We start from the raw sequence: 14,363 nt of genomic DNA, 5'->3' as shown, positions 1-14,363 counted from the left end.
CGAACGGGCCAACGCCGAGCTGAAGAACTGGAAGATCCTCCGCAAGATCCGCGCCAGCCCGACCCGCGCCGGCACCCTCGTTGCCGCAGTTCAGACCCTCATGATCGCCAACTCATGATCAGGTTGGCAAAGGCTCACTGCCCAACACCTCCATGATCGAGGTGTTGCGACGACCAGTTGAATCCGCCTTGGGTACCGCGATCGGAATGAAAGATCGCGCCGTCGGCCAGCGTGTGGTTTCGGGCTGCCATCTGCAGCGCGTCGATGACCAGGTGGGCGCGCATATGGTCGGCGAGGGCGTAGCCGATGCATTCCTTGGTGCAGCAGTCGATCACCGACGCGAGGTAGAGCCAGCCCTCCCAGGTAGGGATGTAGGTGATGTCGCCGACGAGCTTGGTGCCCGGCACGTCGGCGCTGAAGTCGCGGCCGATGAGGTCGGGCGCCGGCGCCGCGTCGCCGGCCACGGTGGTCGCCGGTCGGAACGGCCGGGGCTGGCACGGGACCAGGCCCAGCTCGCACATGATCGCCCGCACGAGCTCCGGGCTGCACCGGTCGCCCTGGCGGACCAGTGCGGCGTGGATGCGGCGGTGCCCGTAGGTCTGGTCGGAGTCGTCGAAGATCCACTGAACGAGGGCGGCGAGCCGCTCCCGGCGGCGGGCGGTCGCCGAGGCGGGCCGGTCGCGCCACTCGTAGAAGCCGGAGGTGGACACGCCCAGCCACGCGCACATCTTCACGATCGCGTACTGCGCCTTCTGCGCATCGATGAATTCGAACTTCGCGCTCACCGATACTCCTGGGCGAAGAAGGCTGCCGCTTTTCCCAGAAATTCGGCCTTCATCTTCAGTTCACGGTTCTCCCGCTCGAGTTCGCGCAGCCGGGCCCGGTCCGAGATGGACAGCGGCGGCTCCTCATCGGCGTGCTCGACCCGATACTTGTTCACCCAGTTCCCGAGGGTGCCTTCGTTGACCTGGATCTCACGGGCGACTTCGGCGATCGCCCGGGACGACTCGGTCACCATCTTCACGGCCTCGTCCTTGAACTCGGGACTGAACTTACGGCGACGTTCTCGCAATGATCGTCCTCCAATCCGGGCCGGACCTTATTGGGTCCGGTGTCCGGAATGTGGGAGGCTCGCCACTGCTGCGGGAGTGCGCTCGGGTCTCGGCCGGGTCGGCGAAGGGGCGGGTGGCTGAGCTCCGCTCGATCCTGAGATTCCTGCATCTGCAGGCCATCACGCCGTTGCCGCTGGGGGCGGCCGTGCCTCCGGTCGGTGGGTGGCGCTTGGCTACCTTGCCCCCGCCCACCATGACTACCGCGGACGTTCAACGTCTGCTCGACAGCTGCGACCGCAGCAGCGCCGTCGGCGTCCGGAACTTCGCGATCATGACGCTGCTCGCGCGGCTGGGCTTGCGCTCGATCGAGATCGCACGCCTGGAGCTGCGCGATGTGGACTGGCGGGCCGGGGAACTCGTCGTCCGCGGCAAGGGGCGCCGCCACGACCGGCTCCCGTTGCCCGCGGAGGTCGGTGAGGCGCTGGTGGGCTACTTGTCCGCCGGTGTCCGTTATCCCACCGGGGCGCGGCATCTGTTCCTGACGTGCCGAGCTCCTCGCGGACCGATCCGGGCGGACCTGGTCAACGACGTCGTCGAGCGGGCGTGCGCGCGAGCCGGGCTGCCACGGGTGGGGCCACACCGCCTGCGCCATGCCTTGGCCGGGGAGCTGCTGGCCCGCGGCGCCGGCCTGGTCGCGATCAGCCAGGTCCTCCGTCATCAGGACCTGGCCACCACCGCCCTCTACGCCAAGGTCGATCTCGACGCGTTGCGGCGAGTCGCTCAGCCCTGGCCGGGAACAGCCCGGTGAGCGCGCTCGAGCAGGCGCTGGCCGACTACCTGCAGCTACGGCGTTCGCTCGGGCACGAGCTGGCCGAGGCCGGCTGGCTGCTGCCGGGGTTCGTGGCCTACCTCGACGCCCACGGCTCGCGCACGGTGACGATCGAGGCGGCGCTGGCGTGGGCCCAGCAGGCCAACACCGATGGCCGGGTGACGACTATCGGGCCGCGGCGGATGACCGCCGCCCGCGGCTTCGCCCGCTACCTGGCCGGCATCGACGCGGACACCGAGGTCCCGCCCCTGGGCCTGATGCCACACCGGCAGCGCTGGCGCCGCCCGTTCATCTATTCCCCGGCCGACATCGACACGGTGATCGAGCGGGCCCGCTGTTCGATCGTCTCACCGCTGCGCGCAGCCACCTACGCCACCCTGATCGGGCTGCTCGCGGTCGCCGGGCTGCGGATCGGTGAGGTGATCAAGCTCGACCGCGGCGACATCGACTGGGCCCAGGGCGTGCTGTTGATCCGCGAGTCGAAGTTCGGCAAGTCCCGGTTGGTGCCCCTGGCGCCCAGCACCATGGCGGCGCTGCACGACTACGCCGGGCTGCGTGATCAGCTCAAGCCTCGGCCACAGGACCCGAGCTTCTTCGTGTCCCTCACCGGGAAGCGGCTGCTCTACGCCGTGGTCTCGCAGACCTTCCGGCAACTGGTCGACGACACCGGTGTCGGCGCCGGCGCGCCCCACCCTCCGCGGCTGCACGACCTGCGCCACAGTTTCGCGGTCTCCACCCTGCTCGGCTGGTATCAGTCGGGCGAGGACGTGGCCGCCAAGATCCCGGCGCTGTCGACCTACCTCGGGCACCGGGAGCCGCGCTACACCTACTGGTATCTCTCGGCCGCTCCGGAACTGCTCGCGCTGGCCGCCGCCCGCCAGGACACCGCGTGGGCGAAGGCGCGGTCATGACCCTGATCGCGCCGACGCTGCAGGCCTTCTTCACCGACCGGCTCGCTCAGCAGCGCCAGGCCAGCCCGCGCACCATTGCGGCCTACCGCGACACCCTTCGGCTGCTGCTCGGGTTCGTCCTCCGCCAGACCGGCAAGCTGCCCTCCGTGCTGGACTGGGACGACCTTGACGCCACGGTGATCTCCGCGTTCCTGCACCACCTCGAGCACGAGCGGGGCAACAGCATCAGGACGCGCAACGTGCGCCTGACCGCGATCCGGTCGTTGTTCTCCTACGCCGCCCTGCGCCATCCCGAGCACGCGGCGCTGATCGCGCGCGTCCTGGCGATCCCGCCCAAGCGGTTCGACAAGCGGATCGTGACGTTCCTGACCGCACCCGAGATCGACGCCCTGCTCGCCGCCCCGGACCAGGCCCGGTGGGAAGGCCGACGTGACCGTGCCTTGATGTTGCTGGCCGTGCAGACCGGCCTGCGGGTCTCCGAACTCACCGGCCTGAACTGCGCCGAGGTCACCCTCGGAGCCGGCGCCAACGTTCGCTGCGAGGGCAAGGGACGCAAGCAACGCGCGGTCCCTCTCACCGGCCCCGTCGAGGCGGTGCTGCGTGTCTGGCTCAAGGAGCGAGCCGGACGCCCGACCGATCCGCTGTTCCCGACCCGCACCGGCCGTCGGCTCAGCCGCGACGCCGTCGCGCTACGGGTCAGCACCCACGCCGGCACCGCCGCGCAACGATGCCCCTCGCTGCAGGGCAAGCGAGTTCATCCACACGTCCTGCGACACAGCTGCGCCATGACTCTGCTGCAAGCCGGCGTCGACACCTCGGTGATCGCGCTCTGGCTCGGCCATGCCGGCGTCCGGTCCACCGACGCCTACGTCCACGCCGACATCACGATCAAGGAGAAAGCCCTCGCCCTGACCACACCAGCGACCGCCCGACGGGGCCGCTACCGCCCGCCGGACAAGGTCCTCGCGTTCCTCGAAAGCCTGTGACTATGCCGAGCTGCGAACCGCCGATCTCCTGCGTCACCAGGCCATCACTATCCGCGTCTCGGCATAGTCGCGGTGTCGGCATAGGTCGATCTATGCGGATATCCGCATAGCTCGACGAGCTGGGCTACCTCAACGTCCCCGAGGAGGCCGTCGCCGCGCTGTTCCAGGTGATCACCCAACGGCACCTCAAGGGCAGCATCGTGCTCACCACCAACCTCGGGGTCGCGTCCTGGGCCTCCCGCCTCGGCGACCCGATGGTCACCGCGGCCATGCTCGACAGACTCCTGCAACGCGCGGTCGTGCTCGGCATCGACGGCCCGTTCTACCGGCTGCGCACCCACCAAGCCCGCACCGAGGACCTGCGCCGGGCGGTCCGCTCATGACCGACTCCACCCACGCCCCCGCCCCGACCGACCCCGAACGGCGCTGCCCGACCTGCACGACGTCGTTCGTCCCGCACCCCCGCAAACCCAGCCAGATCTACTGCTCCGAGCGCTGCCGCGCCACCGCCTGGCGCCGCCGCCGCGCCCGGCGCCCCGTGACCCCGTCCCCGGCCACGAGGAACGACGCCGACACGAGGAACGACGCGGCGAACGAGGTCAACGCGGTCCAGCGCTGTCCGCACTGCCGAGGGCCCATCGTCCTGGTCACCCTGATCACCACGCCGGCTGCCGCGCGCGTCGCCGTCCCCGCGCCACCCCCGACGAGGATCACCAGCGGCGGCTACCCGGCCCACGCCGGCCGCAGCGCCCCGGCTCCCACGAGAGAAAGCCCATGAGCAGCGGAGGCGAATATCGTTACAGCCCGACCCCGGCGCCGGGGCCATGCCCGGACCACCCCGGCTGCCTGGTCCGGCGCTGCGACCGCTGGCTCTGCAACCGCACCTTCCACATGCCGCTCAACCAGCGCGGCCAACCCCGCCGCTACTGCCGTCCGGCCTGCCGAGTCGCCGAGCACCGCAGGCTCCACATCTGATCACCCGAGCCCGCGGATCTTGCAGCCGCAGACAGGAACTGGCAGCCTCAACACGCCCGCAGCTGAGCACTTTCGCTGAGCACATCTGGGCACTTTCGGCGAGCGTCATCACTGCGCCGCTCCTACGTCACCCACCTGATCGAGGCCGGGTGGGACCCGCTCTTCGTCCAGCACCAGGTCGGGCACGAGCACGCTTCCACGACCGCGATCTACACCTGCGTGTCCTCGGACTTCCGCACCCGCACCCTGCGCCGCGCGCTGGACGCCACCCTCGCCCAAGCCGCAACCGGCGCCACGGCGACCACCGCGACCGCGGTGGCGCTCTGGCCGCGACCGGACCGGAGCAGCCGATGAACCGCCGACGCCAGGTCAGCTACCAGTGGCGGCTGCGCGAGATCATGGCCACCCGCGGGCTGTTTACCACCACCCACCTCGCGCCGCTGCTCGCCGAACGCGGCATCACGCTGTCGGCCTCCCAAATCCACCGCCTGGTCACCGGCACCCCCGAACGGCTCTCGCTTCCCGTGCTCGCCGCGCTCTGCGACCTGCTCGAAGTCACCCCCGCCGACCTCATCGCCACCCGAGCCGAGAACACCACCACCCGCAAGACCGCCGGCGCCACCGGCCCGACCGCCGTCGCCGGCCCGTCCGAGCTACGCCCGACCCGCGCCCGGCTGCGCCCCGAGCCGTGACCCGACCGCCACACCCGCCCGACAACGAATCGACCACGGCACCGACCACGACGACAGGGACCACGGCCGGCACGACGTCCGTCGCTGCGCCGCCGCGCGCGAAGCGGTGGATCTGCGTGCGCTGCGGACGCGACCACTCCGCCTACCGGTGCTGGCCCGAGGGACGCCTCTGCCGGACCTGCGCCCTGGCCGCCCTGAGGATCCACGGCCCCTGCCCCGGCTGCGGTGAGCAGCGGATCCTTCCCGGCCGCGGCGCCGACGGCTCCCCGATCTGCCCGGCCTGCGCCGGGATCATCCACAGCGTGTTCCGGTGCCGCCGCTGCCAAACCGAGGGACGGCTCTACCACCGCAAACTCTGCATCCGCTGTACGGTCACCGACCGGGTCGCCGCGCTGCTCGACAACGGTACCGGCCACATCGACCCCGCCCTGGTCCCGCTCGCCGCCGCGCTGAGCACCGGCCCCACCCCGACCCCGGGCGGGCGGCTGGTCTGGCTCACCAAGCCGCACAACCGCGACCTGCTGCGCGCCCTGGCCACCGGGGACCTGCCGCTGACCCACCCCGACCTGAACACCTACCCCGACCAGGCCGGGGTCCCCTACCTGCGCGCGCTGCTCGTCCACTGCGGCGCGCTACCGGAGATCGACAAGCAGCTTCTCGACTACGAAGCCTGGCTGACCCGACGCCTCACCGGTCTCGCCGCCCATCCCCACGAGCGGCTGCTGCGCCAGTTCGGGCTCTGGCACCAGCTACCCCGGATGCGCACCAAAGCCGCGCTGCAGCCGATCACTCCTCCTGCCCGGACCTACGCCCGGCTCGAGTTCGTCCAGGCCACCATGTTCTGCAACTGGCTCGCCGACACCGGCCGCCACCCGGGCGAGCTCGGACAGGTCGACCTCGACCGCTACTACACCGCGCTCAAGATCGGGCGCCGGCAATCGCTACGCGGGTTCCTGAACTGGGCCATGACCAGCCGCAACCTCCCGACACTGACCTTCGCCCGGACCCGGTTCACCACCGGCGAGGCCCTCACCCAGACCCAACGCCTCGACCTGCTGCGCCGCTCCGTCACCGACCACGGCGCCGACAGCGCCGACAGCGCCGGCGACGGCGGGGACAGCGGGAACGGGCCGCTGCGGATGCGGGTCGCGGCCTGCGTCCTGCTGCTCTACGCCCAGCCCGTCACCCGCATCAGGACCATCACCATCGACGACATCGTCACCGACGACGACGGCGCGATGACCCTGCGCCTCGGCGACCCGCCCGCACCGGTCCCCGAACCGTTCGCCACCCTCGTCCGTCGGCTACTCGCGCAGCGACCCGCCGGCAGCACCAACCCCTGGCTGTTCCCCGGCCGGCACGCCGGCCAGCCGCTGAACTACACCAGCCTCAGCCTGGGCTTACGCAACCTCGGGATCCCGATGCGGCGCGCCCGCGTCGGCGCCATCCGACAACTCGCACTCCAGGCACCCGCCCCGGTCATCGCCGACGCCCTCGGGTTCCACAACACCACCACCCAGCGCCAGACCATCAACGCCGGCGGCATCTGGAACCGCTACGCCGCACCGACCCGAGCCGGAACCTGACGCTCGAACACACGGCAGACGAATACGCGACCCTCCCAGTTAAGGTTCCCCGTGGGTTCAGCCTCATTGAACTGTCGTCAGAACGAACCCGACGCCTTTCGATCGCTGACGATCGCGACCGCGCCGGTCGAGGCTGACGACGGCATCTGAAAACCGACCCCTTGTCGTCCGCGAACTGTCAGTTTTCAACCGGGCCTGTCAAGGGACAGCAGCACTTCCCTGTGGGCGGACAGTTGATCTCCCTGCTGGCGGACAACTTATCTCCCTGTCCGCGGACAGCTGATCTCCTGTTGATCTACGTCAAGGGGACCACGCCCTTGCCTGCGGCCTCGGCCAGCTCACTGCATGGTCGCTACCCACGACGCGCAACCCGGGCCCGAGCTCGGTGCGGGCCTCCCGCTCACGCGCATGCCAGCACACTGGATGCTCGGCCGACTGGGCAAGAAGGTCATGCGGCCCGGCGGATTCGCGATGTCCGAGCGGATGATCGCGAACCTGGCGATCACCGCCTCGGACGACGTGGTCGAGATGTGGCCGGGCCTGGGGCGCACCGCGGCGCTCGCCCTGGCCTACCGACCCCGTTCCTACATCGGGATCGAGCGCGGCGAGGCGGAGGCAGCCCGGGCACGCAACCAGCTCGACGGCACTGGCCACCGATGCGTCGTGGCTCCCGTACACCGCTCCGGACTCCCCGACGACAGCGCCGGCGCCGTCTACGGCGAAGCGCTGCTCACTCTCGAGCCCGCGAGCATGAAGGCTGCTGTGCTCGCCGAGGTGGCGCGCCTGCTGACTCCCACGGGGCGCTACGGCATCCACGAACTTCTCCTCACCCCGGACAACCTCACCGAAGCCGCCAAGGACGACATCCAGACCGTCCTGACTAGCGTGCTCCGGATCGGCGCGCGGCCCCTGACCCGCCCGGAGTGGTGCACACTGCTCGAAGGCAGCGGGTTCACCGTCCACGTGGAGGAGACCAGCCCCCTGCTCCTGCTCGACCCCCGCACCGTTCTCGCCGACGAGGGGCTCGGCGGGACGGCCACCATCCTCGGGCGCAGCCTCGCCAATCCCTCCGTGCTACCTCGCCTCACGCGGATCTGGCGCACCTTCCATCGCTACCGCGACAACCTCGGCGCCATCACCTTGGTTGCGCACCGGCAAGACTGACCGGGGTTGGGCCTGGCATGCACGAGCCAGCCGCTCATCGACCTCCTCGGCGAGCCGGCGCTCGATGGCGTGCACGGCGAGTTCGGGCAGCGCCCGGTTGAGGTGGGGCTCCATTCTCCGATCACGGAACGATGGCAGCCGAGGAAGTAGCCCGACGAGCTACGGGAGCCGGCGATCCGGCTCGTGCTCGACGCCCGGGCCGAGCCGGGCAGCAGCGGTAAGGGAGCGTGCCGGCGGATCAGCGAGCAGGTGGGGATCAGTGCGGAAACGCTGCCTGGCTGGGTCGCCCGAGCCGAGATCGACGCCGGTATCCGACCGGGCACGACCACCGTCGACAACACGACCCGGATCTCGGATCTGGAACGAGAAGTCCGCGCCTCCGCGGCTATCCGTGCGTTGCCTGCCGCAGCTCATTGCCGGCGGTTGCCGGCCGCGAGCTCGACATGGCTACGCTCCATCAACCGCCTGATCATCGGCGTGAAGATCAGCTGCATGGCAAGTTCCATCTTCCCGCCGGGGCACACGACCGTGTTCGCACGCGACATGAACGAGTCGTGCAGCATCGAGAGCAGGTAGGGGAAGTCGATCCCGTGCGGATCGCGGAACCGGATGATCAGCATCGACTCGTCCGCGGTCGGGATGGATCGCGAGATGAAGGGGTTGGACGTGTCGACGACGGGCACCCGCTGGAAGTTCACGTCGGTGTTGGAGAACTGCGGGCACATGTAGTTCACGTAGTCCGGCATCCGCCGCAGGATGGTCTCGGTGACCGCGTCGGATGTGTACCCACGGGCCCCCTTGTCCCGGTGCAGTTTCTGGATCCATTCGAGGTTGAGCACGGGGACGACACCGATCCGCAGGTCGGCGTGCCGGCCGACGTCGACCGTGCCGGTGCGGATCGCACCGTGCAGGCCCTCGTAGAACAGCACGTCCGTGTCGGACGCCAGGCTCTCCCACGGCGTGAACGTCCCGGGCTGCTGCCCGTAGGGGGCAGCCTCCACGTCGTCGTGCAGGTACTTGCGGATCTTGCCGGTGCCCGTCTCGCCATAGGTGCGGAAGAGCTCCTCGAGCTCGTCGAACAGGTTTGCCTCCGGGCCGAAATGGCTGAACGCGTGGTCGCCGCGCTCGTGGGCAGCCGCCATCGCCGCCTTCATCGCGACGCGGTCGTAGCGGTGGAAGCTGTCCCCCTCGACGAACGCAGCGCGCACCTCCTCCCGCCGGAAGATCTGCGCGAACGTGCGCATGACAGATGTGGTGCCGGCCCCGGACGAGCCGGTGACCGAGATGATCGGGTGCCTGCGTGACATGCCGTCCCTTTCTTCCAGCTACCGTCAGCCGCTGCTCGCGCGAAACAGACTGCGCTCGCCGTACAGGGGGGAGTCGTACGGGTGGTCGTTGTGCAGCTGGTGGTACCGGTCGAGCAGTGCGACCTCGTCCTGCGCCCCGAAGATCAGCGGGATGCGCTGGTGAATGCCGGTCGGAACCACGTCGAGGATCCGTTCGCGGCCGGTGCTCGCCGCGCCGCCCGCCTGCTCGATCAGGAACGCGACGGGGTTGGCCTCGTAGAGCAGCCGCAGTCGTCCCGGCTTGGCCGCATCCTTGGAATCGCGGGGGTAGAGGAACACCCCGCCCCGGGTGAGGATCCGGTGCGTCTCGGCGACCAGGGAGGCGACCCAGCGCATGTTGAAGTCCCGGTGCCGCGGCCCGGAACTGCCCGCCATGCACTCGTCGACGTAGCGGCGCACGGCCGGCTCCCAGAACCGGCGGTTCGACGCGTTGATGGCGTACTCGCCCGTCGCGGCCGGCACCTGGATCGCTTCCCGGGTGAGGATGAACTCGCCGAGCGACCGGTCGAGCGTGAACTCGTGCACGCCGCCGCCCACCGTCAACACCAGCGTCGTCGCCGGACCGTACAGCGCATAACCGGCGCAGACCTGGGCCGTACCGGGCTGCAGGAAGTCCGCTGTCTCCGCGTCCACCCCCGGTCGGGGCGCGCGCAGCACCGAGAAGATGCTCCCGACCGAGACGTTCACGTCGATGTTCGACGAACCGTCGAGCGGGTCGAACAGCAGCAGGTACTTGCCGCGCGGGTAGCCCGCGGGCAGCACGTAGGGATCGTCGAGCTCCTCCGAGACCATCCCCGCGAGGCGGCCGTTGCGCTCGGTCGCACGCAGGAAGTAGTCGTTGGCGATGACGTCGAGCTTGTGCTGCACTTCGCCCTGGACGTTGGTCCTGTCGATCTTGCCGAGCGTGTCGCGCAGCCCGCCGAGCGCGACGCGGTTGGCGACCGCTTTGCATGCCAGTGCTACCTCGAGGATCACCGAGTTCAGGTCCCCACACGCGGTGGGATGGTGGCGCCGTTCCTCGATGAGGAACTGCGCGAGCGTCGTGTGATCGGCCAGCATGAGCAGAGCCTGCTCGCACCCGCGGGCGCGGGAATCCCCCTGGCGGGGGGCCCGATGGGGGGTCATGAGCGGGGTGCGCGCCAGCCGAGCTCCGGTACGGCCAGCACGTGCTCGAGGAGCAGCCGCGTGGACGGCGTCGGGTCCGGCTGGGCGACGATGTGCCACGGCCGGTCGAGCGGGGCGCCGGGGACCGGCAGCTCGACCAGCGCGCCGGCGTCCAGCTCGCGGCGCACGGCCTGCCGCGACACGAGCGTGACACCGAGCCCGGCCGCGGCCGCGGCGACGACGGCGCCGTTCGAGCCGAGCGTCATCGACGGCGGGGCGATGTCCAGGCGTTCCAGCAGCGCCGCGCAGGTCGCCCGCATCCCCGACGCCGGTTCGCGCAGCAGCCAGGTCACCCGGGCGGGGTCGAAGCCTGCGCCCGCGTCCGGTGCGCCGACCACGACCAGCGCGTTCGGGCTGACGGCTCGCACCCGAGCGGTGCGCAGCTCGTCGGGCGGCCGGCCCGCGACGACGAGATCGACCTCGTGGCGCGCCAGCATCGGCCAGATGAGCCCGCGCGGCGCCACCTCCAGTCGCAGCACCACGCCAGGGTGGTGCACCCGGAAGGAGGCCAGCATGTCCGGGATCAGGAACTCCCCGGCGGTGGTGACCGCACCGATACGGACGGCGCCGTGCTCAGGGTCGGCCTCGGCGCGGGCCGCGAGCAGAGCTTCGGTGTGCAGGCCGAGTATCTTGCGCGCGTACTCGGCGTAGTGCTCCCCGGCCGGGGTGAGCCGGACGCCCCGGCCGTGCCGGGTGACGAGTGGGGTGCCCACCTCGGCGCTGAGAGCGCTGATCGCCGACGAGACGGACGACTCGGTGACCACCAGGCGCTCGGCCGCGGCGCGGACCGAGCCGGTGTCGGCCAGCTCGACCAGCGTGCGCAGCCTGGCGTTCGTGGTCACGTCGCCGCCCGGCCCGTGCTCGTCGTCCGGATCGTCATGCGGTCCAGCATCACACTCACGACCGGGATGCGAGCCCGACGAGTCCCGGGTCGAAGGCGGCGCGCGCCACGACCGACGCCGCTGCGGCGGTGACGATCAGTTCGGCGTCGGGCTCCTGGCCCTTCGCGAGCACGATCGCCGCGCTGTCGGGGCCCTCGCGGTGCGCCATCAGGAAGTCGTAGAGCAGCCAGTCGAGCGCGCTCGCCACGGCGAACGGGTCGGCAGCGGGCGACTCCGCGGCCGCCGTCACCGACCGGAGCGCATCGCGGTGTTCCTGCCGGGCGGCATCCTTGTTGGTGCCCGAGCTGTCGAACAGCAGTGTCGACAGGGTCAGGGGATACCGCCGGCCGGATTCCGTCCGCACGATCCATCGCCCGCCGGCCCATGGCCTGTCGGGATCGACCTGGACCATCTCCCCGAAGCCGCCGACCATGCCCACCACGGGATCGTCGAGCTCGCCGTCGAAGGGGGCGGGCCCGAGCAGATCCAAGGGGAGCCTGGCGCGGATCGAGAACAGCGCCGCGGTGCCGATGATCTGGCCGGCGCGGACGTCCGCACCGATGCCCGTGAGCTCGAGCGCGAGCGCGAACTCGTGACAGAGCCGGTCCAGGACGCGGTGCAGCTCCAGCAGCCCCTCCCGCTCCCCGTGATCGGCCGGGCGGCGCCCGCCGCCGAGGAGGTCCCCGAACCGCTCTGCGGCGATGATCAGCGCGTCGTCGAGTGCGGCCAGGTGCGTGGCGACCAGCCGGTCCGCCTCGTCGTCGTCGATCACCAGTGCCTGCAGCGTGCTCGGCCGCCCGTCCGGGGTCGCCCACCGGAAGCCGATCTGGCCGTCGGACTGGAGGATCCGTGGCCTCACCGGGAGCGCTCTTCGCCGAGTCGCTGGTTGGTGACGCGCAGCTGGCGCACGGTGCTGGCCTCCAGCGCGCGAACCTGGCGCGGTTCGAGCCGACCGCACACCTGACCCCAGTGCAGCGCCACCTCGTCACCGACGGCGAGATCCGGCACCGCGCTGTACCCGTCGACCCGGATCGACACCCGGGTCACCGCGGGTGCGGACATCGTGAGCATGCCCGAGTGGATCTCGAGCTGCCGGGACCGCACCTCCGCATCGGTCTCGTCGCGGGAGAGCACGGTTCCCCAGGCAATCCGGCAGCTGTCCAGGACGTGCAGCGGCTGATCGTCGTGTCCCGCGCCGAGCAGCCGGGACCACGGGTAGACCCCGAAGACGTGGAAGCAGTGGTTGCCGGCCGCCTCCCGCAGCAGCTCGGGGGACAGGTGCGCCCAGTAGTGGCCGGCCTGCGGACCGATGACGGCGAGCAGCTCGGTGCCGAACTCGTGCGGATCGAGATCGGCACCGACACCTCCGCCCAGCCAGTAGGACTCGACCAACCGGTGATCCATCGGGTCGTCGATCCCGGTCATCCGCGCCAGCACCTGGAGGTACGGCCAGGCGCCGGAGAACCGTCTCGCGGCCGCCCGCACGTCCGCATCGGATCCGTCGCGCAGCGCCGCGGCGCCCGGTGGGCCGCAGTAGCCGAGCGCGTTGGGCGCGAAGGCGTAGTGGGCGAACAGCTGCGTGCCGCGCGTGTCCGTCCCCGCCGTGGCGGTCACGACAGCCCTGCCTGCCCCACCAGTGCAGCGGCGTCGCGGTGCAGCCGACCGAAGTTGTAGTAGGCCGCGCATGCCCCCTCCGGTGACACCATGCAGGTGCCGATCGGGGTCTCGGGGGTGCAGGCGGTGCCGAACACCTTGCACTCCCACGGCTTGAGCACGCCCTTGAGCACCTCCCCGCACTGGCAGGACTTCGGGTCGGCCACCCGGATGCCGGGCATCGCGTACCGCAGCTCGGCGTCGAACTCGGCGAAGTCGTCGTGCAGCTTGAGCGCGCTCTGCGAGATGAAGCCGAGCCCGCGCCATTCGAAGTGCGGGCGCAGCGCGAACACCTGTCCCATCAGGGCGAGTGCCGCGGGATTGCCCTCCGGGTGCACCACCCGCGAGTACTGGTTCTCCACCTCGCATCGGCCCTCGTTGATCTGCCGCAGCAGCATCGCGACGGAGGCGAGGATGTCCAGCGGCTCGAATCCGGCGACGACGATGGGCTTGCCGTAGACCTCGGGCACGAACCGGTAGGGCCGGTTCCCGACGACGGTCGAGACGTGCCCCGGACCGAGGAACCCCGACAGCCGCAGGTCAGGTGAGTCCAGGATCGCCTTGATCGGCGGCACGATCGTGACGTGGTTGCAGAAGACGCTGAAGTTCGTGACGCCCAGCTCGCGGGCCCGAACCAGCGTCACCGCCGTGGACGGCGCGGTGGTCTCGAAGCCGATCGCGAAGAAGACGACCTGCTTGCCGGGGTTGTCGACGGCGAGCTTCAGCGCGTCCAGTGGCGAGTACACGAACCGCACGTCCGCGCCGCGGGCCTTGGCGTCGAGCAGGCTCCCGTTCGAGCCGGGGACCCGCATCATGTCGCCGAAGCAGGTGAAGATCACGTCCGGTTGCCCGGCCAGCCAGATGGCGTCGTCGATGCGGCCCATCGGGATCACGCACACCGGGCAGCCGGGACCGTGCACCAGCTCGACGCTGTCCGGCAGCAGGTGCTCGATGCCGTGCCGGTAGATCGTATGGGTGTGCCCGCCGCACACCTCCATGAACTTGAACTGCTCGCCGTCACCGGCGGAGGCTGCGAGCTTCGTGATGGCCCCCAGCAACGCCCGGGCGGCCGCCGGGTCGCGGAACTCGTCGACGAAACGCATGGTGGACTCCGTATCGAAAGT

16 protein-coding genes and 1 pseudogene are annotated in these 14,363 nt (G+C 70.5%); 8 read left to right on the top strand and 9 right to left on the bottom strand.

Annotation, left to right across the window (positions count from 1 at the left end; all coding sequences use genetic code 11):
• Window positions 1-134: 134 nt before the first annotated feature.
• Both Q1K26_RS09880 and Q1K26_RS09875 read right to left on the bottom strand, forming a co-directional pair.
• Window positions 135-785, bottom strand: a complete 651-nt coding sequence (locus Q1K26_RS09880) for an IS3 family transposase (protein WP_300009367.1) — start codon at window positions 783-785, stop codon at window positions 135-137.
• On the bottom strand, window positions 782-1,072 hold the full coding sequence (locus Q1K26_RS09875) for a transposase (protein WP_158559862.1): 291 nt from the start codon (window positions 1,070-1,072) through the stop codon (window positions 782-784). Before Q1K26_RS09875 ends, Q1K26_RS09880 begins: the two co-directional genes overlap by 4 nt.
• A 113-nt stretch (window positions 1,073-1,185) precedes the next feature.
• Here Q1K26_RS09875 and Q1K26_RS09870 point away from each other — a divergent pair, with 113 nt between their 5' ends.
• The 4 genes from Q1K26_RS09870 to Q1K26_RS09855 all read left to right on the top strand — a co-directional run bounded on the left by Q1K26_RS09870 (window position 1,186) and on the right by Q1K26_RS09855 (window position 4,161).
• Window positions 1,186-1,860, top strand: a complete 675-nt coding sequence (locus Q1K26_RS09870) for a tyrosine-type recombinase/integrase (protein WP_300009364.1) — start codon at window positions 1,186-1,188, stop codon at window positions 1,858-1,860.
• Window positions 1,857-2,792 carry a tyrosine-type recombinase/integrase gene (locus tag Q1K26_RS09865; protein WP_300009361.1) on the top strand — a complete coding sequence of 312 codons (936 nt, stop codon included), beginning with the start codon at window positions 1,857-1,859 and terminating at the stop codon, window positions 2,790-2,792. The genes Q1K26_RS09870 and Q1K26_RS09865 overlap by 4 nt, the downstream gene beginning before the upstream one ends.
• Window positions 2,789-3,778, top strand: a complete 990-nt coding sequence (locus Q1K26_RS09860) for a tyrosine-type recombinase/integrase (protein ID WP_300009358.1) — start codon at window positions 2,789-2,791, stop codon at window positions 3,776-3,778. Before Q1K26_RS09865 ends, Q1K26_RS09860 begins: the two co-directional genes overlap by 4 nt.
• 119 nt (window positions 3,779-3,897) lie before the next feature.
• On the top strand, window positions 3,898-4,161 hold the full coding sequence (locus Q1K26_RS09855; protein WP_300009370.1) for an ATP-binding protein: 264 nt from the start codon (window positions 3,898-3,900) through the stop codon (window positions 4,159-4,161).
• A 97-nt stretch (window positions 4,162-4,258) separates the two neighbouring features.
• Here Q1K26_RS09855 and Q1K26_RS09850 read toward each other — a convergent pair whose 3' ends face one another.
• Window positions 4,259-4,417, bottom strand: coding sequence for a hypothetical protein (locus Q1K26_RS09850; RefSeq protein WP_300009355.1), 159 nt, complete (start codon window positions 4,415-4,417; stop codon window positions 4,259-4,261).
• A 444-nt stretch (window positions 4,418-4,861) separates the two neighbouring features.
• Between Q1K26_RS09850 and Q1K26_RS09845 the strand changes: the two are divergent.
• The 4 genes and pseudogenes from Q1K26_RS09845 to Q1K26_RS09830 all read left to right on the top strand — a co-directional run.
• A pseudogene (locus tag Q1K26_RS09845) lies at window positions 4,862-5,107 on the top strand (tyrosine-type recombinase/integrase); the annotation flags it as partial.
• Complete coding sequence (locus Q1K26_RS09840; RefSeq protein ID WP_142054789.1) at window positions 5,104-5,445, top strand: helix-turn-helix transcriptional regulator; 342 nt, start codon at window positions 5,104-5,106, stop codon at window positions 5,443-5,445. The pseudogene Q1K26_RS09845 and the gene Q1K26_RS09840, both read left to right, overlap by 4 nt.
• A 116-nt stretch (window positions 5,446-5,561) precedes the next feature.
• A complete protein-coding gene (locus Q1K26_RS09835; RefSeq protein WP_142054787.1) occupies window positions 5,562-7,031 on the top strand; it encodes a hypothetical protein in 1,470 nt (489 codons plus the stop codon).
• 423 nt (window positions 7,032-7,454) lie between these two features.
• Window positions 7,455-8,195, top strand: a complete 741-nt coding sequence (locus Q1K26_RS09830; protein ID WP_300009352.1) for a methyltransferase domain-containing protein — start codon at window positions 7,455-7,457, stop codon at window positions 8,193-8,195.
• 410 nt (window positions 8,196-8,605) lie between these two features.
• Here the strand turns inward: Q1K26_RS09830 and Q1K26_RS09825 are convergent, their stop codons facing one another.
• The 6 genes from Q1K26_RS09825 to hypD form a co-directional block, all read right to left on the bottom strand.
• Window positions 8,606-9,502: a phosphoribulokinase gene (locus Q1K26_RS09825; RefSeq protein ID WP_094931704.1), complete on the bottom strand. Its 897-nt coding sequence runs from the start codon at window positions 9,500-9,502 to the stop codon at window positions 8,606-8,608.
• A 24-nt stretch (window positions 9,503-9,526) separates the two neighbouring features.
• Window positions 9,527-10,600, bottom strand: a complete 1,074-nt coding sequence (locus Q1K26_RS09820; protein ID WP_300009349.1) for a class 1 fructose-bisphosphatase — start codon at window positions 10,598-10,600, stop codon at window positions 9,527-9,529.
• Between the two features lie 62 nt (window positions 10,601-10,662).
• Window positions 10,663-11,547: a LysR substrate-binding domain-containing protein gene (locus Q1K26_RS09815; RefSeq protein WP_300009346.1), complete on the bottom strand. Its 885-nt coding sequence runs from the start codon at window positions 11,545-11,547 to the stop codon at window positions 10,663-10,665.
• 55 nt (window positions 11,548-11,602) lie between these two features.
• The gene (locus Q1K26_RS09810; RefSeq protein WP_300009343.1) at window positions 11,603-12,445 is read right to left on the bottom strand and encodes a hypothetical protein; all 843 of its coding nucleotides are present in this window, start codon (window positions 12,443-12,445) and stop codon (window positions 11,603-11,605) included.
• A complete protein-coding gene (locus Q1K26_RS09805) occupies window positions 12,442-13,200 on the bottom strand; it encodes a DUF6390 family protein (RefSeq protein ID WP_300009340.1) in 759 nt (252 codons plus the stop codon). The genes Q1K26_RS09810 and Q1K26_RS09805 overlap by 4 nt, the downstream gene beginning before the upstream one ends.
• Window positions 13,197-14,342, bottom strand: coding sequence for a hydrogenase formation protein HypD (gene hypD / locus Q1K26_RS09800; RefSeq protein WP_300009337.1), 1,146 nt, complete (start codon window positions 14,340-14,342; stop codon window positions 13,197-13,199). The genes Q1K26_RS09805 and hypD overlap by 4 nt, the downstream gene beginning before the upstream one ends.
• Window positions 14,343-14,363: the final 21 nt, after the last annotated feature.

The sequence above is a fragment of the Pseudonocardia sp. genome (assembly GCF_029263155.1).
In the GTDB taxonomy this organism is placed as follows: Bacteria; Actinomycetota; Actinomycetes; order Mycobacteriales; family Pseudonocardiaceae; genus Pseudonocardia.
Note: the sequence above shows the minus strand (reverse complement) of the source record. Positions and strands in the feature narration are given on the sequence as shown.